Source organism: Thalassolituus pacificus (assembly GCF_025318105.1).
Classification (GTDB): Bacteria; Pseudomonadota; Gammaproteobacteria; order Pseudomonadales; family Oceanobacteraceae; genus Venatoribacter; species Venatoribacter pacificus.
In genome coordinates, this window is the sequence record NZ_JAOANI010000028.1 from 504,014 (window position 1) to 527,471 (window position 23,458).

At 53.3% G+C, this 23,458-nt stretch carries 21 protein-coding genes and 1 other RNA gene; 13 read left to right on the forward strand and 9 right to left on the reverse strand.

Annotated features, from left to right (window positions below; genetic code table 11):
* Positions 1 to 92 precede the first annotated feature (92 nt).
* The 5 genes from NYR02_RS17040 to NYR02_RS17060 all read left to right on the forward strand — a co-directional run bounded on the left by NYR02_RS17040 (position 93) and on the right by NYR02_RS17060 (position 7,795).
* Entirely contained in the window at positions 93 to 986 is an 894-nt protein-coding gene (locus NYR02_RS17040; RefSeq protein ID WP_260977551.1) for an SAM-dependent methyltransferase, read from the forward strand.
* Positions 983 to 1,972, forward strand: a complete 990-nt coding sequence (locus NYR02_RS17045) for a methionyl-tRNA formyltransferase (RefSeq protein WP_260977552.1) — start codon at positions 983 to 985, stop codon at positions 1,970 to 1,972. Before NYR02_RS17040 ends, NYR02_RS17045 begins: the two co-directional genes overlap by 4 nt.
* On the forward strand, positions 1,932 to 2,510 hold the full coding sequence (locus NYR02_RS17050; RefSeq protein ID WP_260977553.1) for a phage tail protein: 579 nt from the start codon (positions 1,932 to 1,934) through the stop codon (positions 2,508 to 2,510). The genes NYR02_RS17045 and NYR02_RS17050 overlap by 41 nt, the downstream gene beginning before the upstream one ends.
* Before the next feature lie 15 nt (positions 2,511 to 2,525).
* Entirely contained in the window at positions 2,526 to 3,104 is a 579-nt protein-coding gene (locus NYR02_RS17055) for a phage tail protein (protein ID WP_260977554.1), read from the forward strand.
* Between the two features lie 74 nt (positions 3,105 to 3,178).
* Positions 3,179 to 7,795, forward strand: coding sequence for an Ig-like domain-containing protein (locus NYR02_RS17060; RefSeq protein ID WP_260977555.1), 4,617 nt, complete (start codon positions 3,179 to 3,181; stop codon positions 7,793 to 7,795).
* A 100-nt stretch (positions 7,796 to 7,895) separates the two neighbouring features.
* Here NYR02_RS17060 and NYR02_RS17065 read toward each other — a convergent pair whose 3' ends face one another.
* The 3 genes from NYR02_RS17065 to NYR02_RS17075 form a co-directional block, all read right to left on the reverse strand.
* Complete coding sequence (locus tag NYR02_RS17065; protein WP_260977556.1) at positions 7,896 to 8,480, reverse strand: phosphoheptose isomerase; 585 nt, start codon at positions 8,478 to 8,480, stop codon at positions 7,896 to 7,898.
* A gap of 71 nt (positions 8,481 to 8,551) precedes the next feature.
* Positions 8,552 to 9,517, reverse strand: coding sequence for a M56 family metallopeptidase (locus NYR02_RS17070; protein WP_260977557.1), 966 nt, complete (start codon positions 9,515 to 9,517; stop codon positions 8,552 to 8,554).
* Positions 9,507 to 9,980 carry a BlaI/MecI/CopY family transcriptional regulator gene (locus NYR02_RS17075; RefSeq protein ID WP_260977558.1) on the reverse strand — a complete coding sequence of 158 codons (474 nt, stop codon included), beginning with the start codon at positions 9,978 to 9,980 and terminating at the stop codon, positions 9,507 to 9,509. Before NYR02_RS17075 ends, NYR02_RS17070 begins: the two co-directional genes overlap by 11 nt.
* A gap of 153 nt (positions 9,981 to 10,133) precedes the next feature.
* Between NYR02_RS17075 and NYR02_RS17080 the strand changes: the two genes are divergently transcribed.
* Positions 10,134 to 12,227 (forward strand): TonB-dependent receptor, encoded by a 2,094-nt coding sequence (locus NYR02_RS17080; RefSeq protein ID WP_260977559.1) that lies wholly within the window; start codon positions 10,134 to 10,136, stop codon positions 12,225 to 12,227.
* Positions 12,228 to 12,254: 27 nt separating this feature from the next.
* Here the strand turns inward: NYR02_RS17080 and NYR02_RS17085 are convergent, their stop codons facing one another.
* Together NYR02_RS17085 and NYR02_RS17090 are read right to left on the reverse strand one after the other, a co-directional pair.
* Positions 12,255 to 12,695 carry a YraN family protein gene (locus NYR02_RS17085; RefSeq protein ID WP_260977560.1) on the reverse strand — a complete coding sequence of 147 codons (441 nt, stop codon included), beginning with the start codon at positions 12,693 to 12,695 and terminating at the stop codon, positions 12,255 to 12,257.
* Between the two features lie 36 nt (positions 12,696 to 12,731).
* Positions 12,732 to 14,534, reverse strand: a complete 1,803-nt coding sequence (locus NYR02_RS17090; RefSeq protein ID WP_260977561.1) for a penicillin-binding protein activator — start codon at positions 14,532 to 14,534, stop codon at positions 12,732 to 12,734.
* Here NYR02_RS17090 and rsmI point away from each other — a divergent pair.
* The 5 genes from rsmI (at position 14,533) to NYR02_RS17115 (ending at position 19,018) form a co-directional block, all read left to right on the forward strand.
* Positions 14,533 to 15,393, forward strand: coding sequence for a 16S rRNA (cytidine(1402)-2'-O)-methyltransferase (gene rsmI, locus NYR02_RS17095; protein ID WP_260977562.1), 861 nt, complete (start codon positions 14,533 to 14,535; stop codon positions 15,391 to 15,393). The genes NYR02_RS17090 and rsmI overlap by 2 nt on opposite strands.
* Before the next feature lie 592 nt (positions 15,394 to 15,985).
* Positions 15,986 to 16,350: RNase P RNA component class A (gene rnpB, locus NYR02_RS17100), an RNA gene on the forward strand.
* Positions 16,351 to 17,124: 774 nt separating this feature from the next.
* Positions 17,125 to 17,709, forward strand: a complete 585-nt coding sequence (locus NYR02_RS17105; RefSeq protein WP_260977563.1) for a DUF6151 family protein — start codon at positions 17,125 to 17,127, stop codon at positions 17,707 to 17,709.
* 78 nt (positions 17,710 to 17,787) lie between these two features.
* Positions 17,788 to 18,567 carry a nucleotidyltransferase domain-containing protein gene (locus NYR02_RS17110; protein ID WP_260977564.1) on the forward strand — a complete coding sequence of 260 codons (780 nt, stop codon included), beginning with the start codon at positions 17,788 to 17,790 and terminating at the stop codon, positions 18,565 to 18,567.
* Between the two features lie 46 nt (positions 18,568 to 18,613).
* On the forward strand, positions 18,614 to 19,018 hold the full coding sequence (locus tag NYR02_RS17115; RefSeq protein WP_260977565.1) for a DUF1801 domain-containing protein: 405 nt from the start codon (positions 18,614 to 18,616) through the stop codon (positions 19,016 to 19,018).
* A gap of 64 nt (positions 19,019 to 19,082) precedes the next feature.
* Here the strand turns inward: NYR02_RS17115 and NYR02_RS17120 are convergent, their stop codons facing one another.
* Positions 19,083 to 19,763, reverse strand: a complete 681-nt coding sequence (locus NYR02_RS17120; protein WP_260977566.1) for a LysR family transcriptional regulator — start codon at positions 19,761 to 19,763, stop codon at positions 19,083 to 19,085.
* 64 nt (positions 19,764 to 19,827) lie between these two features.
* Positions 19,828 to 20,025, reverse strand: coding sequence for a LysR family transcriptional regulator (locus tag NYR02_RS19635; protein ID WP_420864308.1), 198 nt, complete (start codon positions 20,023 to 20,025; stop codon positions 19,828 to 19,830).
* A 79-nt stretch (positions 20,026 to 20,104) separates the two neighbouring features.
* On the opposite strand from NYR02_RS19635, the gene NYR02_RS17125 reads away from it, so the two are divergent.
* Positions 20,105 to 20,788: an NAD(P)-dependent oxidoreductase gene (locus NYR02_RS17125; RefSeq protein WP_260977567.1), complete on the forward strand. Its 684-nt coding sequence runs from the start codon at positions 20,105 to 20,107 to the stop codon at positions 20,786 to 20,788.
* 30 nt (positions 20,789 to 20,818) lie between these two features.
* Here NYR02_RS17125 and NYR02_RS17130 read toward each other — a convergent pair whose 3' ends face one another.
* Together NYR02_RS17130 and NYR02_RS17135 are read right to left on the reverse strand one after the other, a co-directional pair.
* On the reverse strand, positions 20,819 to 21,292 hold the full coding sequence (locus NYR02_RS17130; protein WP_260977568.1) for a methyltransferase family protein: 474 nt from the start codon (positions 21,290 to 21,292) through the stop codon (positions 20,819 to 20,821).
* Positions 21,293 to 21,377: 85 nt separating this feature from the next.
* Complete coding sequence (locus NYR02_RS17135) at positions 21,378 to 22,220, reverse strand: proteasome-type protease (RefSeq protein ID WP_260977569.1); 843 nt, start codon at positions 22,218 to 22,220, stop codon at positions 21,378 to 21,380.
* Positions 22,221 to 22,367: 147 nt separating this feature from the next.
* On the opposite strand from NYR02_RS17135, the gene hemH reads away from it, so the two are divergent.
* A complete protein-coding gene (gene hemH / locus NYR02_RS17140) occupies positions 22,368 to 23,363 on the forward strand; it encodes a ferrochelatase (RefSeq protein WP_260977570.1) in 996 nt (331 codons plus the stop codon).
* Positions 23,364 to 23,458 lie beyond the last annotated feature (95 nt).

Consider the following 23,458-nt stretch of genomic DNA (forward strand, 5'->3'; position numbering starts at 1 on the left):
AATGTTTTCAGGAGCTTACAGGTTTTTATTGTTCTCTGGATATTCCTGCCCCCTTACGCCAGCGACAATTTATTAATAATAATGGCTTAGTTATGTCGCCGGACTATGCGATCCGTACGGTATTGGACAGTGCCCGTGTCGGAACTTTCTGGCAGGCGCTGAGCAGTATTTTACCGCAGTACGCCGAGCGTGAGTGTCATCTGGTATATCCGGCCTGTGGCCCCTTTGCACCACTGTTGTTGCCGGTTTTGCATTATTTGCGTGAACAGCAACTATTGCCGGAAAATTTGCAGGTCACATTAATCGACATTCATCCGGCAGCGATTCAAAGCCTGGCCGCGCTGGTTGAAAGTTTGCAGCTTCAGGAGATGGTAAAGGTTCTGCATCAGGATGCCTGTGACTACCAGGCAGAGAATGGCAGTGTTGATATTTTGCTGGTGGAAGCCATGCAGCACGGTCTTAGCCGTGAAGGGCACCTGAATATTTGCCAGCATTTTGCTCCGCTACTGGCTGAAGATGCCTTGTTATTACCGGAAAAAATCAGCATCCGCGCAGTGCTGACACAGGCAGATGATGAATTCCCGGCCAAACCACGGGCGGCGGGCGAAAGAAATACTCAGCGTGTTGATATTGGTCCTGTGCTGGAGTTGAGCCGCGAAAGTCTGCGGCAGCTGGATCTTGTCCGTCTGAATGATGGCAGCGAGCTTATCCGCTGTCAGCAGGTTCAGGTGCCCGCCGATTTAGATACGACCATTGAACATATTCTGCTGCTCACTACCGAGATGCAGGTTTATCAGGATCTTTCTGTCACAGAGTACGCTTCTGGTATCACCCATCCGTTGCCGGATCTGAGTGTCTGCATTGGTTTTGAACCACATAATCCACAGCCTGGTGATTTACTGATAAAACCGGGCGACAGCATTCTTTTTTATTACCGCAAACAAGGACTTCCCGGTTTTCTGCCGGTGTATGTGGAGCCTGCATGAAACTGATTATTGCCACTCAAACCAGTCTGGCATTGCCACTCATTCAGGATCTTTATGCCCGTCAGCAATTGGCGGCGGTATGGCTGTACGATGTAACCGGAGAAGACAGCCGGCAGCTGGCAGCACAGTGCGCGATGCTGGGTATCGGGGTTCAGGTTATGGATCCGGAAAAGCCCGAAGCGTTACTTCAGCATCAGAGCGTACAGCAGGCTGATGCCATCGTTTCCTGCTATTTATCCTTTTTATTTCCACCGGCGATGGTGCAGGCTCTGCAAGGTAAACTTCTTAATATTCACGCCAGTGATTTACCACAATGGCGTGGTGCTGATCCGCTCTTCTGGCAGATTGGTGAAGGCGCTGAGAGTGGTTGTCTTACGCTGCATCAGATTGCTGAACAGGCCGATACCGGTGATATTCTTTATCAACAAATGTTCAATATTCATCCGTACGATACTCACCAGAGTCTGAATATTTCTTTGTCGCAATACATGCCATTGTTTATCGGCCAGTGGCTGTCTGCCGGCGGAATGGATTGTAAACCGCAGCCTCAGCGTAAATTTCAGAGTGAAGATAAACCAGCTCCACGCCCTGATATCAACTCTACCGGTATTAACTGGCAGCAGCAGGGGAGCCTCGACATTTTTCATCTTACCCGTGCCTGTAACCCACAGTTGGGTGGCGCGGCTTTCAGTTTTAATCAGGATGTTCTTTACCTACTGGAGGCTACTCCGGTTGAGCATCCACGTTATGGATTAGCCGCAGGAACTATTGTACACATCGGTGAACCGGAAGGTTTATTGGTAGCTTGTCATGATGGCGTTTTGCGTCTGGATATTATTTATCTTGCCGCTGGTATTTTCAGCGGGTTGCGTTTTGCTGAGCGTTATCAGCTTCAGGTCGGACAAAGCTTTGATAGTTATCCAATAACAAAACGGGAGAAGCTGGATGGAAGGAACAATAGCCAATATAACGAACTTTGCCGGTAATTTTGCCCCCAGAAACTGGTCTTTCTGCCAAGGGCAATTACTGGCGATCAGCCAATATGATGCTCTGTTTTCACTGCTTGGCACGAGCTACGGTGGTGATGGGCGAACAAGTTTTGCCTTGCCAAACCTGGCTGGTCGGACATCCATGGGAACCGGGCATGGCTCGGGTTTAAGTGATCGCATAATCGGTGCTCAAACAGGGGCTGAGAAAGTGAGTCTGACCAGCGCGAATATGCCGGCACATAATCACGCAGTGTTAGTCAATCACGCGGGACATGTTGGACTTCCGGTTAACACCTCAGTAGGGGATGCGGATGAAGTGAGTCCGGGCAGTGGTGTTCTGACTAACAGTGGCTCAGATGTTTATGCCAGTTCAGCGACCTCATCGGCTGTCTATTCCGGTAGTCCGCTGGCTGTCTATGGCCTTGAAGTGGTTGTCGCTAATACAGGGGAAAGCATCGGCTTTAATAATATGCAACCCTCTCTGGCGCTACCCGCCATTATTTGTATGTTTGGCATTTACCCATCCAGAAGCTAATCAAGGAGAATAAAAATGGAAGGAACAATTGGAACCGTTACTCAGTTCGGCGCTAACTGGGCACCGCGTACCTGGTCGCTTTGTGCGGGCCAGTTAATTGCTATTTCAAGCAACACGGCACTATTTTCAATAATTGGCACCATATACGGCGGTGATGGCCGGACGACTTTTGCTTTACCGGATCTGCGCGGTCGTTGTGCGTTGGGTACCGGTGCCGGTCCAGGCCTGACTCCTCGTGCAGCTGGGCAGCACTTTGGTACCGAAACAGTAACTCTTACCAGTCTTAATCTGCCGGCTCACAACCATGCCGTCATTACGCAGAATGCTGGCCATGTCGCTGTTCCGGTTAATACGGCAACCGGCGAAGCCGATGAGCCCAGCCCGGGAGCAGGAGTGCTGGCTAACAGCGGATCAGACAGTTATGCTAGCGGCTCAACAGCGGAAGCCATGTATTCTGGCAGTCCGCTGGCGGTATCCGGCTTACAGCTGGAAACGGGCCTGATGGGTGGCAGTCAGCCGTTTAATAATATGCAACCATCGCTGGCAATCAGTTACATCATTTGTACTCTGGGAGTATTCCCTTCGCGTAGCTGATAAATAGCGGGCCGGCTTGCCGGTCCGTTCCTTTCTGTGTGAAAGGAAATTATAAATAATCAATGGGGATTGGTATGAAGCGATTTTTATTTTTACTTTTTTTTATTCCGTTAGTTGCTTCAGCCGCAACCCAGAATAGCTCGATCGACTCTCCGGGCGATGTAGCAATTCTGGCATACAACGGTTACGACGTCAGTCCTTCTGTTGTTTATAACGATGGTTTAACTTTTCTATTAGTTGATGATTGCCCGAATGGAACAACTCTGACCATTACAGATGAAGAGTGGGATGGTGCCGCCTTTTCAACGCCAACCGGCGAAGGCAATTTAACCTGGACAAATAATACCGGCAGTACGCTTGCCAGAGGGACGGTAATTAAAATTACCAATGCCTCTGATGATCCGAGTACTTCTGGTATCGCAGTCAACACCGGTAGTATTGCTGAAAGCGATACCGGTTTTAATATGATCGATGGTGATCAGCTTTATATCTATACCGGAACCCGGGCAGCACCTGGCGTTTTTCTGGCTTTTTATGGTGACGAAAGCACTCTTGGTAATGGAGATACAGCAACTATTTTAGGTACTTCTCTTGTTAGCGGGCAAACTGCGCAGCTGAATATATTACAAGGCTATTACAATGGTCCTGCATCTTGTAACTCAACACTGTCAGACTGTTTATCCCAGATTTATAATACTTCGAACTGGTCATTTACCGATAACCCCAGTTATCCCGGCAATCTGCCGGATACTTTTACCGGTTCGGTATTTGTTATCAATAACGCTCCAACCGCTGCAAATTTTACTGCGAGCCCGATTTATCAGGGAACGCCTTATGCTTTTTCAACGGCGAATTTTTCCTACTCTGACACTGATGGTGATCCTTTAGATCATGTTCGTATCGTCACGGTTCCTGGGCAGGGTAGTCTGTGGGTCGATAGCGATAGCAGTGGAACAATCAACGGTGGCGAATCTGCGCTGACAAATGGATCGCAGGTCAGCAAAGCCAATCTTGATGCCGGTTATCTTAAATATCTGAACACGACAGGTTCATCTTCCAGTTTCATTTTTGATGTTAATGATGGAACGGCCTACAGTGCGGGTTCTTATACCGCTACGCTGACGGTGACTGCTTATCCGACCATTACTCTGTCAGCCAGCAGTACCAATCCATTGGAATCTGTCGGCAGTGTTAATGTAACCGCAACGGCCAGCCATTCTTTTAATCAGGATATTACGGTTAATCTGACGTATTCAGGAAGCGCAACGGATGGCGCTGATTATACTTCCGTGAGCAGCCTGATTATTACAACAGGTAATACCACTAAAAGTTCGGCGCTGGCAATCGCAGATGATGTTCTTGAAGAAGCAACCGAAACCATCATTATTGATATATCCACTGTGAGTAACGGCACTGAATCCGGTACACAACAGCAGACGGTATCCATCACTGACAATGATCAGGTTTACCCAACCGTTGTTATATCCGGAGCCAGTGGCAGCATTAATGCCCCATTTACCGCAACGTTTACGTTCAGCGAAGCGGTGATCGGTATTACCGATAACAGCTACATCAGCGTCACTAATGCTTCTGTGAGTGCGTTTAATGCTGTCAGTGCTTCAGTATATACCGCGTTAATTACGCCGACTGCAGACGGCGCAGTAACGGTCGATGTTGCTGGTGCTGTTGCCCAGGATGCTGCGGGTAATAACAACACGGCAGCAACTCAGCTGGCGATTACTTATGATGCTACTGCACCGACGGTGGTTATCAGTGGTGCCAGCGGCAGCATTAATGCCCCATTTACCGCAACTTTTACGTTCAGCGAAGCGGTGATCGGTATTACCGATAACAGCTACATTAGCGTTACTAATGCTTCTGTGAGTGCGTTTAATGCTGCCAGTGCTTCAGTATATACCGCGTTAATTACGCCAACTGCAGACGGCGCAGTAACGGTCGATGTTGCTGGTGCTGTTGCCCAGGATGCTGCGGGTAATAACAACACGGCTGCAACTCAGCTGGCGATTACTTATGATGCTACTGCACCGACGGTGGTTATCAGTGGTGCCAGCGGCAGCATTAATGCCCCATTTACCGCAACTTTTACGTTCAGCGAAGCGGTGATCGGTATTACCGATAACAGCTACATTAGCGTTACTAATGCTTCTGTGAGTGCGTTTAATGCTGCCAGTGCTTCAGTATATACCGCGTTAATTACGCCAACTGCAGACGGCGCAGTAACGGTCGATGTTGCTGGTGCTGTTGCCCAGGATGCTGCGGGTAATAACAACACGGCAGCAACTCAGCTGGCGGTTACTTATGATGCTACGGCTCCGACGGTCGTTGTCAGTGGTGCCAGTGGTACTATCGGCGCAGGCTTTACCGCCACCTTTACTTTCAGCGAAAACGTTACGGGTTTTATCGTGGGTGGTATTACGCTGACCAATGCCAGTGGCAGTAATTTCCAGGCGGTCAGTGGTTCGGTATATACCCTGGACATTACGCCATCAGCGTTCGGTTTAGTCACCGTCAGTGTGGCAGCGAATAAAGCCAGCGATGCTGCCGGAAATAACAATACTGCAGGTAGCCTGTCGGTGGATTATCAGAATATCAATACCGATGGATCGGTCACGATTTCCGGCCTGGCTGTAGAAAGTCTGACTTTGTTATCACAAGTGAACGATGCTGATGGTATTGACGATGCGACACTGACTTATCAATGGCGTAGTGGTGCGACTGCGGTAGGCAACAGTTCGTCTTATACCGTTGCAGCTGCCGATGTCGGTCAGCAGATTACTGTGCAAGTCACCTATACCGATAATCTCGGGCGCAATGAGAATCGCACCTCAGCAGCCACGGCTACGGTGATCAGCTTGCAGCAATATTCCCTGAATACTATTTCTGGCTCAGCGGGTGGTGTTGCTGCGGACGATCTGACACTGACACAGTATCGTCAGGCAGGACTGACCCAACCAGGTGATGACGATTTCAACCGTGTACTGCCTATTCTGAACAGCGCTATCGGCCGCTCTCAGGGAGCCGATACCGATACCCTGATTGAACTGGAAGCACTGGTAGCCCTGATTATGGAAGCGCAGGACGATGACGGTGATGGTCTGCCGAACAGCCTTGAAGGGGATGTAACGATTGACCGTGATCGCGATGGCATTATCGACCGTGAAGATACCGACAGCGATCAGGATGGTCTGTCTGATCGGGTTGAGCTGGGCTTAGTACTTACCGACAGTGATGACGATGGCATTATCGATTTCTTTGATGCCGATGCCGATCAGGATGGCAATATCGATGATGGCCGTACCGACGATAACCTCGACGGTGCGGAAGACAGTCTGATGACCATTGAAGGTTATCGTGCGGCCAACGCTCTGGCAGATGCCGACAGTGACGGACTGCTGAACAGCCAGGATCTGGATTCCGATAACGATGGTATCGGCGATCTGATCGAAAACGGTTTGGCTGATGTTGATGGCAATCTGATGGTCGATGATGACCGCATTGAACTTGATGACAGTAACGACCTGATCGACGATAACAACGACGGTATCTTTAACTTCCTGCAGTTAAGCAGCAATAATATTCAGACCGATTTCTCACTCAGTGGTTTGCCGAAGCTGCTGGACGTTGATAAAGATGGCCGTATCGATAACACCGTGGATATGGATCGTGATGGTCTGATGGATATTATCGACAATGCGGTCGGTGCCTTCGGTTCTCTGCCCGATATTGATGGTGATGGTATCCCGAACCATCTGGATGAAGATGATGACGGCGACGGTATTCCGGATGTGGTTGAAAATCCGCAAATGGGCTTCTTTACCGGTAAGGATGCCGATGCCGATGGTATTGATGATGGCGTCGACTACGACGTAAATGGCGATACCTTCGGCACCGACAGTAACGGCAATGGCGTACGTGATGACCGCGAGATGCCGGATTATGATAATGACGGCATCGCCGATCATCTGGACCCGGATTCTGACAATGACAACATCATTGATGGTGAAGACCCATCCATTAATACCGGTGACGATGTCACCACAGCCACCGGTGCTTTCGGCCCATGGATGCTGTTGCTGGTATTGATACTGGGTATGGCCGGGCGCTTATCAGGACGGTTGTCTGGAGGTGCGCGTGCATTGCTGCTGGCGGGGTTGCTCTGGGTGCCGCTGTCACAGGCGAACAGCGCATCTGCGACGGATGAGTTTTCCGCAGACAAGGTGCACTGGCTGCTGGCCTGGGGAGCTGGTTACAGCTGGCTTAATCCGGAGGTTCATAGTAGTAACAAAGTCACCGATGACGGCGGACTGGCAGGACATTTTGCTGTGGGTGTGCAACTGAATCATGCCTGGCAGGTACGTTATGAATACGGTATTCCGGGGACCGCTGAGGTGAACAGTGCACCGATTGAATACACAACCCACAGTTTGCAGGCGCAATACCGTATGCCACTTTATGGTCAGTGGAGCTGGATGCTGGGTGCCGGGTACGCACATATTGAAGCCGATGTGGCGTCGGGTTTTAACACCCGGCTGGAGAGTAAAGGTCAGCTGAGCCTGCAGGCCGGGGCCAGCTACCCGTTAGCCAACAACATCCGTGTTGGCGTACAGGCAACCCGTTATTCCGGTGATGTGCAGACACTGATGGTGGATTTCAGTCATCTGATTCCCTGATCACGGCATAGACATCCGCGATAAAAAACGGCCCGGACATGAGAATGTCCGGGCCGTTTTTTATGCGCAGCGTTTGTCGCAGCCAGAATGCTGTGTCCGGTTATTCTTCGCCGAACAGCGAGCAGTCGATCAGATCACACAGGCAGTGAATCACCAGCAGATGCACTTCCTGAATGCGCGCCGTGACATTAGCGGGCACCCGCACTTCCACGTCGTCACGGGTAATGAGTGAGGCCATGTGGCCACCGTCTTTACCGGTTAAGGCAACTACGGTCATATCCCGTTCGTGGGCCGCCTGAATGGCCTGCACCACGTTGGCGGAGTTACCGCTGGTGGAAATCGCCAGCAGTACGTCACCGGCATTCCCCAGAGCACGGATCTGCTTGGAGAAAATCTCGTTATAGCTGTAATCGTTGGCAATGGACGTCACGGTTGAGGAGTCGGTGGTCAGGGCAATGGCCGGCAGACTCGGACGCTCGCGCTCAAAGCGATTCAGCAGCTCAGAAGAAAAGTGCTGCGCATCGCCGGCGGAGCCGCCATTACCACAGGTTAGGATTTTTCCACCGCCGAGCAGGGCGTTAACCATGATCTGCGCTGCGCGCTCAATAAAGGGCGGCAGCTCTTCTGCTGCGTGGGTTTTGGTTTCGATACTGGCGCCAAAATGGCCGATGATCCGATCCTGCACAATAACGCTCCGGGAGTAACAGATGGGCCATCATAAATGAGCCATGAGACAAAACCAAATAACAGTGATTCTCAGAGAAATAATGTATCCAGTAGCGGATGAAGCCAGTGGCTGAAAACGGCCACCTGAGTGCAGAGTAGCGCAACCAACAACAGCCAGCCGTCGGCACTGCTTTGGCTGGCTGGCCGCTGTAACTCGTCTGTGCGCTGTTCTGATGTTGATTGAGCAGCTGATTGAGCGGCATCCGCATTGGCTTGCAGTCGCTGCATAACGGCGGTGATTTCATCGGCCTGATAACCCTGACTGGCGGCATAAGCATCGCATAATTGTTCGCAGGCAAGATCGTACTGAGCGCGCAATGCGCGGCGTGCCGTTGGCAGCCAGAGCACGGTCAGCCATTGCAGCAAGACTTTGCGCAAATTATCGCGCCGTATGACATGGCAGTATTCATGCTGCAGCACCAGCGACAACTCGCGGTGGTTCAGCTGCTGCTGCAAGGCGCTGGAAATATACACTCTGGGTCGCCATAACCCGGCACACCAGGCCAGCAGTAAAGGAGAGTGGATCAAACGGAAATCCGGAGTGTGGGGTGCATCGCTTAACGTGTGGCGAGCATCACCGCACGGGTCGCCTGCTGTCGAAAACAGATCAACGGTTGCCAGTCGCTTGCGACCCCGTTGCAGTTGCCGGTTCAGCAGCAGCACGGTAATAAGCAGGAGTGCGCTGATTGCCGCCGCCAGGATAGCTCCCGTCAGCGACGCAGAGCTGACATCCGGCACATGCGGTCCGCAGACATCACCATGGCAATGGGCGCTTTGCAACGCGCCTGCCAGCTCAGGATTCATCAACAGGAACACAACCCAAAACGTCACCACCCAGGGCAGTAAGGCATACAGCATCAGCACACGGGTGTGCTGCTGTGGCGTTACCGTACGCACGGTTTTTTGCAACAGCGGCCATAACAGGGCCGCCAGCAATGACGAGGCACTCAAACTCAGTGCGCTGGCTAATGCAATATCGGCCAGTTCAGGAATCATGACTTCCGCCATTCGTGCTGTTGATCTCTGCGTTTGCGGTCGTGCTGTCCGGCTCATCGCTGAGCGCCTGATGCAGACGGTTGCCCATGGCCGGGGCAACATCGGCTAAATAATCCATAAAGCCCGACACCATCGGCGCCATATCTCCGGCACTGAGATCGGCGGCGATATCGTGCAGCAGGTTGCTGATCAGATCGGTTTTATGCATGACCGCGGTATAAAAAAATGCCCGGCTTTCTTTGTGGCGCTGCAGCAGATCTTTGCGATGCAGGCGTTCGAGTGTGCTTTGTACCGTGCTGAGGGTGATGTCTTCCAGCAAAAAAGAATGCACCTGCTGGGCTGATAACGATCCCTGTTGCCAGAGCACTTCCAGAATGGCCAGTTCGCGTTTGCCCAGCGAAGGGGTGCGTGGCCGGACACCGGGCAGCTTCAGCCAGCGGGTTAAATCGGCTGCTCGTGTCATAAGGAAAATTTTATCCCTAACACCGAGCTGTTATCGGTATTGGTCAGTGCTGATAAGTTGCTGTTCATACGATGATATTTTCATTAATAAAGACCCGGCAGGCAATCATGCATCGCTGTCGGGCTGGCAGTTAAACGGACATTGAGGATAAAGATGAATATGCAGCCTGTAGGCCTTTTATTGCTGGGGTTACCTGTGCTTGCGCTGGCCCAGCAGACACCACTTGCGGACAACGCAGGGGCCGTTGAAATTAACGGTGCAGCCAAACTGGATAACCAGATCGTGACCGCCAGAGAAAAACTGCTGGGTGAGGCGATGTCGGCATCGCAGGGCTATGTCAGCGGTGAAGAAATTAACAGCCGGCCGTTGTTGCGCACCGGCGAAGTGCTGGAACTTGTGCCCGGCTTAGTCGTCACCCAGCACAGCGGCAGCGGTAAAGCGAACCAGTATTTTCTGCGCGGCTTTAATCTCGATCACGGCACCGATTTCGCCACCTTTGTTGATGGTATGCCGGTCAATATGCGCACCCACGGCCACGGTCAGGGTTATACCGATCTTAATTTTATTATTCCGGAAAGCATTGGCTCGCTGAGTTATCAGAAGGGCAGTTACTACGCCGATGTCGGTGATTTCAGTGGTGCGGGCAGCGCGTCTGTGCAAACGGCTGATGCGTTTGCACAGGGGCTGGCGCAGCTGAGTCTGGGCGAAGATCAGTATCGCCGTGCGGTGCTGCTCGACAGTCTGAGCAATGCCCAGGGCGACTGGTTGTATGCGCTGGAGCGCAATGCCTACGATGGCCCCTGGAGTGATATTCGCGAAGATCTGGATAAAACCAGTGTGCTGCTCAAGCATCGCCGTACATTGGCTGGCGGCAAGCTGAGCCTGTCCTTTATGGGCTACGACAACCAGTGGAACAGCGCCGACCAGATTCCGCAGCGTGCGGTCGACAGCGGCCTGATCGACGAGCTGGGTTCGCTGAACGACAGCGTGGGCGGCCAATCCAGCCGCTACAGCCTGAATGCCATCTGGCAACGCGACGGTATTCAGGCTTCTGCTTATGCCATCCGTTACGACATGAACCTGTGGTCGGACTTCACCTATTTTCTCGACGATACCGTCAATGGCGACCAATTTGAACAGGTTGATGATCGCTGGATTTACGGTGGTCAGCTCAGCTATCTCTGGCACTCAGAGATAGCCGGTCTGGCGATGAGCAACCGTATCGGCGCCGACCTGCGCTATGACGATATTGGCGAAGTCGGTCTGTATCACAGTAAAGAACGTCAGCGTATCGGAACTGTCCGCAGTGACCGTGTAGGCGAACTCAGCACCGGTCTCTACGCCGAAAACACCCTGTACTGGAATGAACGCGTGCGTACCGTGCTGGGCGTGCGCTACGACCACTACCGCTTTGATGTGCAAAGCCGGGTTAGCAGCAACAAAAACGGCGTCGATCTGAGTGCCAACAGCGGTAAGGCCAGCGATGACAATATTGCGTTAAAAGGCAGCGTGATTGTGGCCCTGAACCGCGACTGGGAAAGCTATTTGGCGGCGGGGCAGGGACTGCACTCGAACGATGCCCGTGGCACCACCATTCAGGTTGATCCGGCCGATGGCAGTGCCGTGGAGGCGGTTGATCCGCTGGTGGATTCAATGGGCTATGAGGTCGGTGTGCGCGGTGTTATGGCCGGGCGTCTGAGCACTTCTCTGGCGCTGTGGCAGCTGGATCTCGACAGCGAACTGCTGTTTGTCGGTGATGCCGGTAATACCGAAGCCAGCCGTGCCTCACGGCGCAAAGGGCTGGAAATGACGCTCTATTATCAGCTGAACGAGCGCTGGAATATGGATCTGGAATACGCCTGGACCAAGGCAGAATTACGCGGCAATTCGGCCGACGGTAATGAGATTCCCGGTGCGGTTAAAAATGTAGTGCAGGCGGGTATCAGCAGCCAGCGCGGTGAAGGCTGGTTTGGCAGTCTGCGCCTGCGCTATTTTGGTGAGCGGCCGCTGGTGGAAGATGGTTCGGTCACCTCCGATCCGACCACGGTGGTGAACCTGCGCAGCGGCTACAGCCTGAACAGCTGGGTATTCAGTGCCGATGTACTTAACCTGTTCGACAGCCGCGATCACGATATTGATTACTGGTACGCCTCGCGTTTGCCGGGTGAAAGCAGCGAGCAGGAGGATATTCATTACCATGTGATCGAACCGCGCACTGTGCGTCTGGCGGCGGCGTATCAGTTCTGATACGGCACTGTTTCTGCGAGCGAGCGATCAGCCAAACACATTCTGCAGCCATTCAAACTGCACCGGCTGGCCGCTGCCCGACATCACGTCAAAGCGGCAGTCGGGCGGTGCAGCGCCGTAATGTTTCTGCAGATAATGTTGGGCGGTTTTGAGTAAACGCTGTTGCTTGTGGTGGGTAATGCTTTCAGCGCCGCTGCCGTGGGTGTGGTTGGCGCGATAACGCACCTCAACAAACACCAGCACGTTACCGTGGCGCATAATCAGGTCGATTTCACCGCCGCGGATGGTGTAATTGCGGGTAACGGCTTTCAGCCCCTGACGCTTAAGGAAGTGTTCGGCGGCCTGTTCAATCTCAGCGCCTTTTGTGCGTGTTGCAGGCTTTTCTGCAGCACGGGTTTCAGCGGCAGAGGAATTCTCTGCCGTTTGTTCTGAATCCTGCGGGTTTTTGTCTTTGCGGGTAAACCACATGGCATCCTTGCCCCGTGAATTGTGCGGTGTGAGTACTCAGCGTCTGGCTAAACGCTGCGGCCGGCCAGAGCGGAACTGGGTACATTCGGTACGGCGGTGAATGCGGCGCTCGTGATCCAGCGCCAGCGCGCCGGTACTGCCAAACATCTGGCTGTGCGGGAATACTTCCAGCTGTTTTAACCGTGGCAGCAGGCGGAAAGCATCCACGCCCATGGCGTATAAGCGGGCATAGCCGCCCTGACCATTCGGCATCACTTTTTCTACGGTGCGGTACAGCTCGCTGCTTTCCAGCAGCCAGGGCACATCACAGAACTGCACGCCATTCAGGTCGCGGTCTTTGGTTGGATTCGGTTCGCCGGAATACACATGCGAGGTGGCGTACACCGGCAGATCACCGGCAAAGTTAAACGCCAGCGTTGGCTTGATCTGGCGGGCCTGCTGCGGCAGGGCAACCATAAATACCCAATCGACATCCTGACGGCGGCGTGGCTCAAATTCGGTGCTCTGGCGCAACAGACGGCGCATGGTCTGATAGCGCTTCTGGCTGTCGTCGACGTTCAGCAGCGCTTTGATTTCCGGGTTGTAGTCCTGGCGGTTCGGGTAAAAACGCTGTTCGCCGATTTCACCGCCCAGCTCCAGCCAGCGCTGTTCAAAGGCGGCATAAATACGCTCGCCCCAGTTACCCTTGGGCACCATCACCAGTGCGCGGCGCAGGCCATCGGTCCAGGCTTTTTCGGCAATCTGTACCGCTTCGTCTTCGGCGGCCAGGCCGTATTGGTACAGGTTGGCCGGGGTGGTTTCGGCTTCGGCACGATCACCGTAATTCAGGGCCAGCGTTGGCAGTGGCAGGGTTTCACGCTGTTGCAGCGCCTGCACCTGCATTTTGTTGATCGGCCCGATCACCCACTGCGCACCATCGAGTTGTGCCTGAGCGTAGGCAACGTCGATGTCGCCGTATTTCTGGCTGTCGTACAGGTGTACTTGCGGAATGGCGTAGCCTTTATCGAGGGATTCGTAATAGGCGGCCATAAAACCATCGCGGATGGCGCCGCCGGTTTTTTCCAGTGGACCGGATAACGGCAGCAGGAGTGCAACACTGTGCGGACGGTTAGCCGCCAGATCAGCCAGCAGCGCCAGACCGCCGGGTAATTGTTTGGCGGCAGGGTGAGCCGGATTTTGTTCGCGCCACGTCGTTACCGCCGCCAGATGTTCGTCCAGTGTCAGGCGGGAGTTACGCGAAATAGCCGCCAGCCGCAGCCAGTCACCAAACTGGGTAGCCGGGGTTTTTTCTGCCCATTCAAGCAGCTCGACTTCCGGCATGGCCATTAAATCCTGCCAGATTTGCTCATGATTCTGCTCGCGTTGCTCCGGGTTTAACGCGCCGGATAAAAAATCGCGCTCGCGCGCGGCGGCCAGATATTCGCCATTGCTTTCGTACCAGCGCGCTTTTAACAGGCTGGCGCGCAGTTCCTGCTCTGGCGTGGCGTAATCCATGCGCTGGCTCAGCTGGCTCAGATATTCACCGGCAATCTCCGGTTCGTTGCTGCCCAGATGCAGTTGCGCCGACAGCAGCAGGAACTCCACCTGTTCTTGCGGAGTGAGCACGCGCTCGTGCAGCAGTTGCAATTGCAGCGCAGCATTGCCAAACTCGCCGTCGTCGAGTTCGCCGCGAATCTGCTGCATTAATACTGAATTACTCTGACGACTGCTTTCGGTAAGGCTGCTGCCTTCCAGTCCGGTTTGTCCCGGTGTGGTTGAACAGCCGCTTAAACCCAGACCCGCGCTGACAACCAGCAGCGATAATCCGCGTAACCAACGATCAGGTAAGTTTCCCCGCATGACTTCAGATCCCAGAATGCAGGTCGGCACGTTTTACGTCGTGGCGACACCCATTGGTAATTTGGCTGACCTCACCGAGCGTGCAAAGCAGGTGCTGACCAGCGTTGATGTAATTGCCTGCGAGGATACCAGACATACCGCAAAATTACTCCAGCACCTCGGCCTGCGAAAGCCGCTGTTATCGGTGCACGAACACAACGAACGCGAGCGCGTAGAACAGATTGCCCGCCACCTGGAACAGGGCCAGAGCATGGCGCTGGTATCCGATGCCGGTACGCCATTAATTTCCGATCCGGGATATCCTTTGGTGCAGGCGCTGCGCGCGCGCGGGCTGAATGTCAGCCCGATTCCCGGCGTCAGCGCCATTATTACCGCCCTGAGCGCGGCTGGCCTGCCGACTGACCGTTTTACCTTTGAAGGTTTCCTGCCGCATAAAAGCGGTGCCAAACGCGAAAAATTACTGGCTCAGGAACAGGAAGCACGCACCCTGGTGTACTACGAATCCAAACACCGGATTCTCGATACCCTGGAAGTCATGGCCGAGGTTTTTGGCGCAGAACGTCAAGCCTGTGTTGCACGCGAATTAACCAAAACCTTCGAGACTTTTTATCACGGCACATTGCCAGGCATTCTCAGCCAGCTGCAGGCGGATGCCGACCAGCAGAAGGGTGAGTTCGTGGTGATGATCGCCGGCAACCCCGATCCGGCCCCGGCCAGCGAAGTCGACAGCAACAAATTGTTCCGCCTGCTGCTGGCCGAACTGCCACCGAAAAAAGCCGCGGCCATTATCGCCGACCTGACCGGCGAGAATAAAAAAGAGCTGTACCAGAAAGCACTGGAGATGCAGGGGAAGGTTTAAACACAGGCGTCTGCGGGTATTCCACTTCGCCGCAGATAATTGACCGAATACGATGGTTGATTCAGTGGGAGTGACTTTCAGTAGTGGGAGTGACTTTCAGTCACGATTATCAGCGCGGCAGAAATGCCGCTCCCACAGGCCTGGTTATCTCCCTTTCCTGCAGAACCTGCGCCCGAATACCGGTCTAGCGCCAGACAGTTTGGTTACTCTTATTTGTTCCTGTAAATCCGACCTGTGTTCTGGCTATTGTTTTCCTTTCCTGTAGATTCCGCGCCCGAATACCGGCTTAGCGCCAGACAGTCTGGCTATTACTGCTCGTTCCTGTAGATTCCGCGCCGAATACCGGCTTAGCGCCAGACAGTCTGGCTATTACTGCTCGTTCCTGTAGATTCCGCGCCCGAATACCGGCTTAGCGCAAGACGGTCTGGCTATTACAGCTCGTTCCTGTAGAACTGGCGCCCGAATACTGGTCTGGCTATTGTTTTCCTTTCCTGTAGATTCCGCGCCCGAATACTGGTCTAGCGCCAGACAGTCTGGCCGGCGGGTTCAGTTTTTATAGCACTTACTCTGTATTCCTGTAGAATCCGCGCCCGGAGTCGGCCAGACAGTCGTCGCCCGCACTGGCAACAGTGTGGGGGGAGGAAAGTCCGGGCTTCACAGGGCAGGGTGCCAGGTAACGCCTGGGAGGCGCGAGCCTACGACCAGTGCAACAGAGAGCAAACCGCCGATGGCCCGCGCAAGCGGGATCAGGTAAGGGTGAAAGGGTGCGGTAAGAGCGCACCGCGCGACTGGTAACAGTTCGTGGCACGGTAAACTCCACCCGAAGCAAGACCAAATAGGTTCCCTACAGGCGCGGCCCGCGCTGGGAACGGGTAGGTTGCTTGAGCCTGTGAGTGATTGCAGGCCTAGACGAATGACTGTCCACGACAGAACCCGGCTTATCGGCTGACTCCTTCTATTTAAAAGCCCATACAAACGCGAGTTTGTATGGGCTTTTTCTTTGGTCCTAAGCCGGTTCAGCCGGAACAGTGACTGCCCACGACGACGATTCAGAAACTCAGGGCTTATCGGCTGACTCCACTTATTTAAAAGCCCCTGCAGGCTAACGTTTGCAGGGGCTTTTTCTTTGGCAGCGTTTCGCCGGTTTCTGTCGGGACAGTGACTGCCCACGACGACGATTCAGAAACTCAGGGCTTATCGGCTGACTTCTTTTATTTAAAAGCCCCTGCAGGCTAACGTTTGCAGGGGCTTTTTCTTTGGCAGCGTTTCGCCGGTTTCTGTCGGGACAGTGACTGTCCACGACGACGATCCAGAAACTCAGGGCTTAGCGGCTGACTCCTTTTATTAAAGAGCCCATACAAATGCGAGTTTGTATGGGCTTTTTCTTTGCCAGCGTTTCGCCGGTTTCCGTCGGGGCAGTGACTGTCTATGTTGTGGGAGCGGATCTTATCCGCGATCGCAGTAGTATATACAGCTTGTTAATCTGGTTTACATCATCCGTTCGCCCTGAGCAACGAGGAACGAGTATGTCGAAGGGTGCACAGCGCGGAGCAGTGGATAAGTAAATTTGCACCGATCAAACGCACATCAAAGTAAAATCGGCAGGCAATTAATGCCTGAGTATCAGTATGATCACCAGAAATAAGATTTAACTTTAATTAGTGTTAACAGGCCCTAAACATGCATCATAAAAACTATCCAGATAGCATTTTTCAGTAACGAGTAAAAAATATGCACAAAATTCAGTGTCAATGCGGGGCTCTTAGTGGTCATGTTCGGGGGGGCGGAACCTGTAGTCGGGTGGTATGTTACTGTGCTGACTGTCAGGCTTTTGCGAAATTTTTAGGCAGGGCAGGTGATGTTCTGGATGCACAGGGAGGGACTGAAATTGTGCAGTTGGCACAGCCCCGTGTGGTTTTTTCACAAGGTAAGGAGCATCTCGCGGCTGTGCGGCTTAGTGATCAGGGGATGATCCGCTGGTATGCCGCCTGCTGTAACACTCCCCTTGGTAATACGCTGCCTGATCCTAAGGTTTCATTTATCGGTCTTATTCATTCGGTGCTTGATCATGCAAAAATAGCGGACGACTTTGGCAAAAATATCGCGATAGTCAATGTGGATTCTGCTACAGGAGAGCCGAAGCCGAAGCAAAAAGGACTCCCCGGTATGGTTGTAAGATTTTTGTGGATTATTTTATCTATGCGCATCGGCGGAAAGTATCGTAAGTCTCCATTTTTTACTGACTCTGGTGAACCTGTTGTGTCACCCGTTATACTCAGTGGCGAAGAGTTAAATAATTTAAAAAATACCCTGTGATAAGGTGTTATGTATTTACAGCGTCATGGGCTATAAACCCTGTAGTGACGGTGATTACCAGGTTAACCAGAAATCGCTATGATTGAACCCGCTGTTAAAAAAGAGATCCTTACCCGCATTGAAAATGCCGAAAAAGAGCACGGTGTTCGTGTTCTTTACGCGGTTGAATCGGGTAGCCGTGCCTGGGGATTCGAGTCACCGAACAGTGATTACGATGTGCGGTTTATCTATGCCCATCCTAAAGACTGGTATGTGGCGGTGGATCTGGAAGATAAGCGCGATATTATCGAGTATCCGATTGTGGATGAGATCGACATCAACGGCTGGGATATTCGTAAAGCCTTAAAGCTGTTCTCGCGCTCGAATCCGGCCTTTGTCGAGTGGCTGCAGTCTCCTGTTGTTTACCTTGATCGCGGTGATTTTGCGCGCAGGTCGCGTGAGCTGCTGAGTACGGTCTACTGCGTTGAAAAAGGGATTTACCACTACCGCAGCATGGCGAAAACGAACTATCGGGGTTATCTGCGTGATGATCTGGTGCCAATTAAGAAATACTTTTATGTGTTACGGCCGTTACTGTCCATTATGTGGCTGGAGAAATACCGCGAGCCGGCACCCATTGAGTTTGAAACTCTGCGCCAGCTGATTGCCGGCGACAGCAAACTGAATGGACAGATATCAGCATTATTGGAGCGCAAGAAGAGAAGCCTGGAAAAGGAACTTGCACCGCCGATTCCGGAGCTGAATCAGTTTATCGAATCTGAATTAGAGCGTCTGGAATCCTTTGCTGACAGTACGGGGAAAGGGCAGTCGGTAATGGACGAGCTGAATATTTTATTTCACGAGTGTCTGGTTTTCTGAAGCATCAGGATAGGCATCTTTCGTTTGTCTGATGTGGAGGTTTTTAATGGATAAGAGCGTAAAAACACGGTTTGAAAATTACCCTGATGCCGTGCGGAACAAACTCGAAGTGCTGCGGAACCTGATTTTAAAAACCGCAGGACATTTGCAGCTGGGTGCCATTGAAGAATCTCTGAAATGGGGGGAGCCAAGTTACCACGTTAAAACCGGCAGTCCGATCCGGATCGACTGGAAGCCTGATACTCCGCATAACTGCTATGTGTTTTTTAACTGCAACACCAAGCTGGTTGATACCTTCCGGGTTTTGTATGGCGATGTGCTGGCCTTTCAGGGCAACAGGACCATTGTATTAAACCTTTCCGCTGCGCTGCCTGAACCTGTGCTGCGCCATTGTATTGAGCTTGCCCTGACTTATAAAAAACGTAAGCATCTTCCTTTGTTAGGAGCCTGACGGTTTCGGCTCTGCGGTTGCCTCAAAAATCTGTTGATTTCTCTCCGTCTTAATTTCTCGCTTTTTACACCTCCGTCAGCATCTCCGCCAACAAATCAAATACCCGTTTAACTCGCGGATTTGTGCGTAATTCCCGGTGGCAGACCAGCCACAGCGGTACGGTTACCGGTGCGCCGCGCTCGCTGAAGGCGCGGCGGAATGCGGGTTCGGCATCACCAATCTGTTGCGGAAAAAAGCCAAGGCCATTGCCCTGTTTGACCAGTTGCCACTGCAGCATCTGAAAAGTAGTGACGATGGAAAAATTCTTCTGGCTCAGCTGCCAGCCATGCTGGTTAAGAATATTCATCAGTCTGTCGTTGCGTTCAAAACCGATAATCTGAATATGTTGGTCAATGCTTGTTTTGCTCTTGCCGGCAGTCTTATTAACCGCCTCCAGGCTATTAAGATAGTCGTGGCTGCCGTACAGCCAGATAGGCTCGTCGGCGAGTTTTCTGGTAATTAAATCCGCTTGTTCGGGGCGGAAGCTGCGGATGGCAATATCGGCTTCGCGTCGTTGTAAATCGCTGACGCTGTTGGAGACCACAATTTCCAGCTGGATGCCGGGTTCGCGCTGGCGGATAGCGTCGATCACGGCGGGCAGGCGGAATATGGCGTCAATTTCGCTGGCGGCAATACAGACCGGGCCTTCCGCCAGTTGTGATTGCCCGGCGGCCGTTAACGCAAAGCGGTTGGCGGCTTCAGCCATGGGGCGCAGGTGTTCAAGCAGGGCGGCGCCACTGTCGGTCAGCTGCAGTCCTTTACCGACCCGCTCAAACAGGGTGATACCGAGTTCCTGTTCCAGTGCCGCGGAGAGTGGGCTGGCTGGTATTGAGCAGACGTGCCGCGGCCGACAGCGAGCCTTGCTCGGCGCTGAGCAAAAAGGCGCGGGCGTGGTTCCAATCGAAGTTTACCGAGCCCCAGTCCATATCCTCCCTCCTTAAATTTATTGTACTTATGCAGATATGCATATTAACGATGCAATTTTAGCGGATTTCTATGCGTTTTGTGTATGGCTAAGCTGGGCAGACTGAAATGAGGGCTTAGGCTATGAAGAAAATCTGCATCGTTGGTATCTCCGGCAAACTTGGCCAGTATATGACCGAACACGCGCTGGCACGGGGTTATGAAGTGGTGGGCGTCTGCCGCCCGCAAAGTGTGGCTAAGCTCAGCCGCTTTGCCGGACAGATCCGTATTTTTCCCGGTCGAACGGATGAGCGCGAGGTCATCCGTGCGGCGGTCGCCGATTGTGATGCGGTGCTGACGGTGCTGGTGCCCTGGGGCGTGCAGGGCTACGCCACCAACACGGCGCAGGCGGTGCTGGATTTTGCCCCGGCGGAGGCGCGCCTGGTGTTTTCCTGCGGTTGGCATATTTCGCGCGACGGTAAAGACCGTTATTCCTGGCAGCTGCGTTTATTCGTCGCGCTGTTCGGACGGCTGGCACGCTGGTTACGGCTGGCGGATCTGAGTGATCAGGAAGAGGCCTGCCGCCGGGTGTTTAACAGTAAAAAACGCTGGACGGTGGTGCGTGGCAGCGATCTGGAAGAGGGCGAATCTGAGGGCCTGCCGCGCTGGAGCGGGCATGTGGGCGATGCCGTTCTGGCCAGTAATCTGACCCGGCGTACCGACTTTGCGCTGTTTATGGTTGCTGCGATCAGCAACGATGAGCTTATTCATAAGGCACCAGCGATTGTTGGTTGCCGTAGCGCGTCAGCGTTGGCAGCCGGTATCTGAGCAATTCTGTTATTAACAGGTCTGGCTGAATCAAAGCCAGCGTCTTACCCGCTGACAGTAAGCGCGGTATTCGTCGCCGAATAATTCGCTCAGGGCTTTTTCTTCGGCCCCAATCTGAAAGTGATTCATATAAGACACAAACAGCGGAATGCACAGCGCGCTCAGGTAATTACCCAGCACCATCGCCAGCGCGCCAAGCAGCAGTACGAAGCCTGTATACATGGGGTTGCGGCTCAGGCGATAAACCCCGGTCTGTACCAGTGTGCTGGCCTGTAGCGGGCGCATCGGATTAACGGTGGTGCGGGCACGGCGGAAGCTGGCCACTCCGGCCAGGCAGAAGATGGCGCCAGCGAAAAACAGCGCCAGCGTTATAACCAATAGCGGAGAGCGCAGGCCATGCCAGCCGCTGATATGGCCGGTACGCAACATCACCGGCAACAGCATCAGCAAGGCGGTGAGGCCAGCCAGCAGCAGGGGCGGTATTTTTAACGGCAGAAATGTCATCGCTGTACTCCATCATGGGGGCTGCGGCGCACGCAATCAGCAGGCATAAAAAAACCGCCCGCAGGCGGTTGTTATCATGACAGAGTTATTCACCCTGCATATAGAGCGGAATACCATCAAATAATTGTTTGATGCCTTCGGCCCAGGCACTGCGCAGTTTCAGTAATTGTTCGTTGCTATCGTCAATACGTTGAATGCCCGGATTCTCCAGGGTATCGGCACTGTAGCTGATAACGTCGAGTGGCATACCTACCGATAAATTACTGCGCAGGGTTGAATCCATCGAGATCAGCGCACACTGCAGGGCTTTATTCAGCGGCGTATTGCAATTAATGATGCGGTCGAGAATCGGCTTGCCGTATTTGCTTTCGCCAATCTGAAAATATGGGGTGTCTTCACAGGCCTCAATAAAATTGCCCTGCGGATAAATATGAAACAAACGCGGCTCATCGCCTTTTATCTGGCCGCTGACCAGCATGTTGCAGCTGAAATCGACACCCTGGTTCTGGCCGTTATCACGCGCGATCACCTGGCGGATGGTTTTACCCACCAGTTCAGCCACATCGAACAGCGTAGGAACGTTCAGCACATGACGCTCGGCACTGCGGGTCTGATGTTGCAGCAGGCTGATAACGCTCTGCGTGGTGGCCAGGTTGCCGGCACTCTGAATAAACACCACACGCTCGCCGGGAATCTCCAGCACATGCAGTTTGCGGAAGCTGGCAATATGGTCGACACCGGCATTGGTGCGGGAGTCGGAGGTCAGTACCAGGCCTTGCTGGACTTTAAGGGCTACGCAGTAGGTCATAGGGATCGTCGTGTGCTGAGTCAGGTGGGCGATTTTGCATAAAGCGAAAGCCGGCGAATCGTGCATCAGCGGCGTAATTTTGTCCAGTAGCGGCGAAGCGCTGCTGTGCGGATAACGCATCAATGTCAGCCTTGTCGTATGGTTTCAGCATGAGGGCGTGTGTGTCCTTGCCTGCTTTCATCATCCTGATCAAACAATCACGGATGACCCTCTGCCACGGTTCCGATAAACTTAGGCAAAACTTATACAAGGCAGGAGATTACGTCTGTGAATCCATCCCAACGCCCGCCCTTTGGCGTACTGCTCGCCAACCTTGGCACCCCCGAAGCGCCGACACCTAAGGCGGTGCGTGAATATCTGGCTGAATTTCTCTGGGATAAGCGCGTGGTCGATGTGCCACGACCGTTATGGTGGCTGATTTTGCATGGTGTCATCCTGCGCATTCGTCCGGGTCGGGTGGCGAAGGCTTATGCCTCGGTCTGGGGGGAGCATGGCTCACCCTTGATGACCATTTCCCGTGCGCAGCAGCAGGCGCTTAAAGAAGCCTTAAAGGCGCAGTATGGCTGCGATATTCCGGTGATTCTGGCAATGACTTATGGCCAGCCGTCGATGGAACAGGCCGGCCGTGAATTGCGTGCCACCGGGGTGGATAAAATGCTGGTGTTGCCGTTGTATCCACAGTTTTCTTCCAGCACCACAGCGGCGGTGTTTGATCGCCTGGCTAAGGCGCTTAAGCCGTGTCCGCACCTGCCGGAAACCCGCTGGATTAACGAATACCATCAGCATCCTGGCTACATTACCGCGCTGGCCAATTCGGTGCGTGAGTACTGGGCGGAACACGGCCGCGGTGATCGTTTATTGATGTCGTTTCATGGGATTCCGCAGCGCTATGAAGACCGTGGTGATCCGTATCCGTCGCAGTGCCGTGCCACCGCGCAGGCATTGGCGACCGAACTGGGATTAAGCGAAGAGCAGTGGTTGTGTTCATTTCAGTCGCGTTTTGGTCGTGAAGAGTGGGTGAAGCCGTATACCGATTTCACTCTGATTGATTGGGGCAAAGCCGGTGTTGGCCGGGTGGATGTGATCAGTCCGGCGTTTTCTGCCGATTGTCTGGAGACGCTGGAAGAGCTGGATGTCGAAAACCGCGAAACGTTCCAGCATAACGGCGGTGGTGAATACCACTATATTCCCTGCCTGAATGACCGCGCTGATCATATTGATATGATGGTGCAGCTGGTGCAGAACAATACCCAGGGCTGGTAATTCAGCGCGGGCCTCCCCGCGCTTCTCCGCTCTTGCTGCGGCCTGATTTACTGGGCCGCTTTTTCTTTTTATCGGTGCTTATCTCCTGTGGTGAA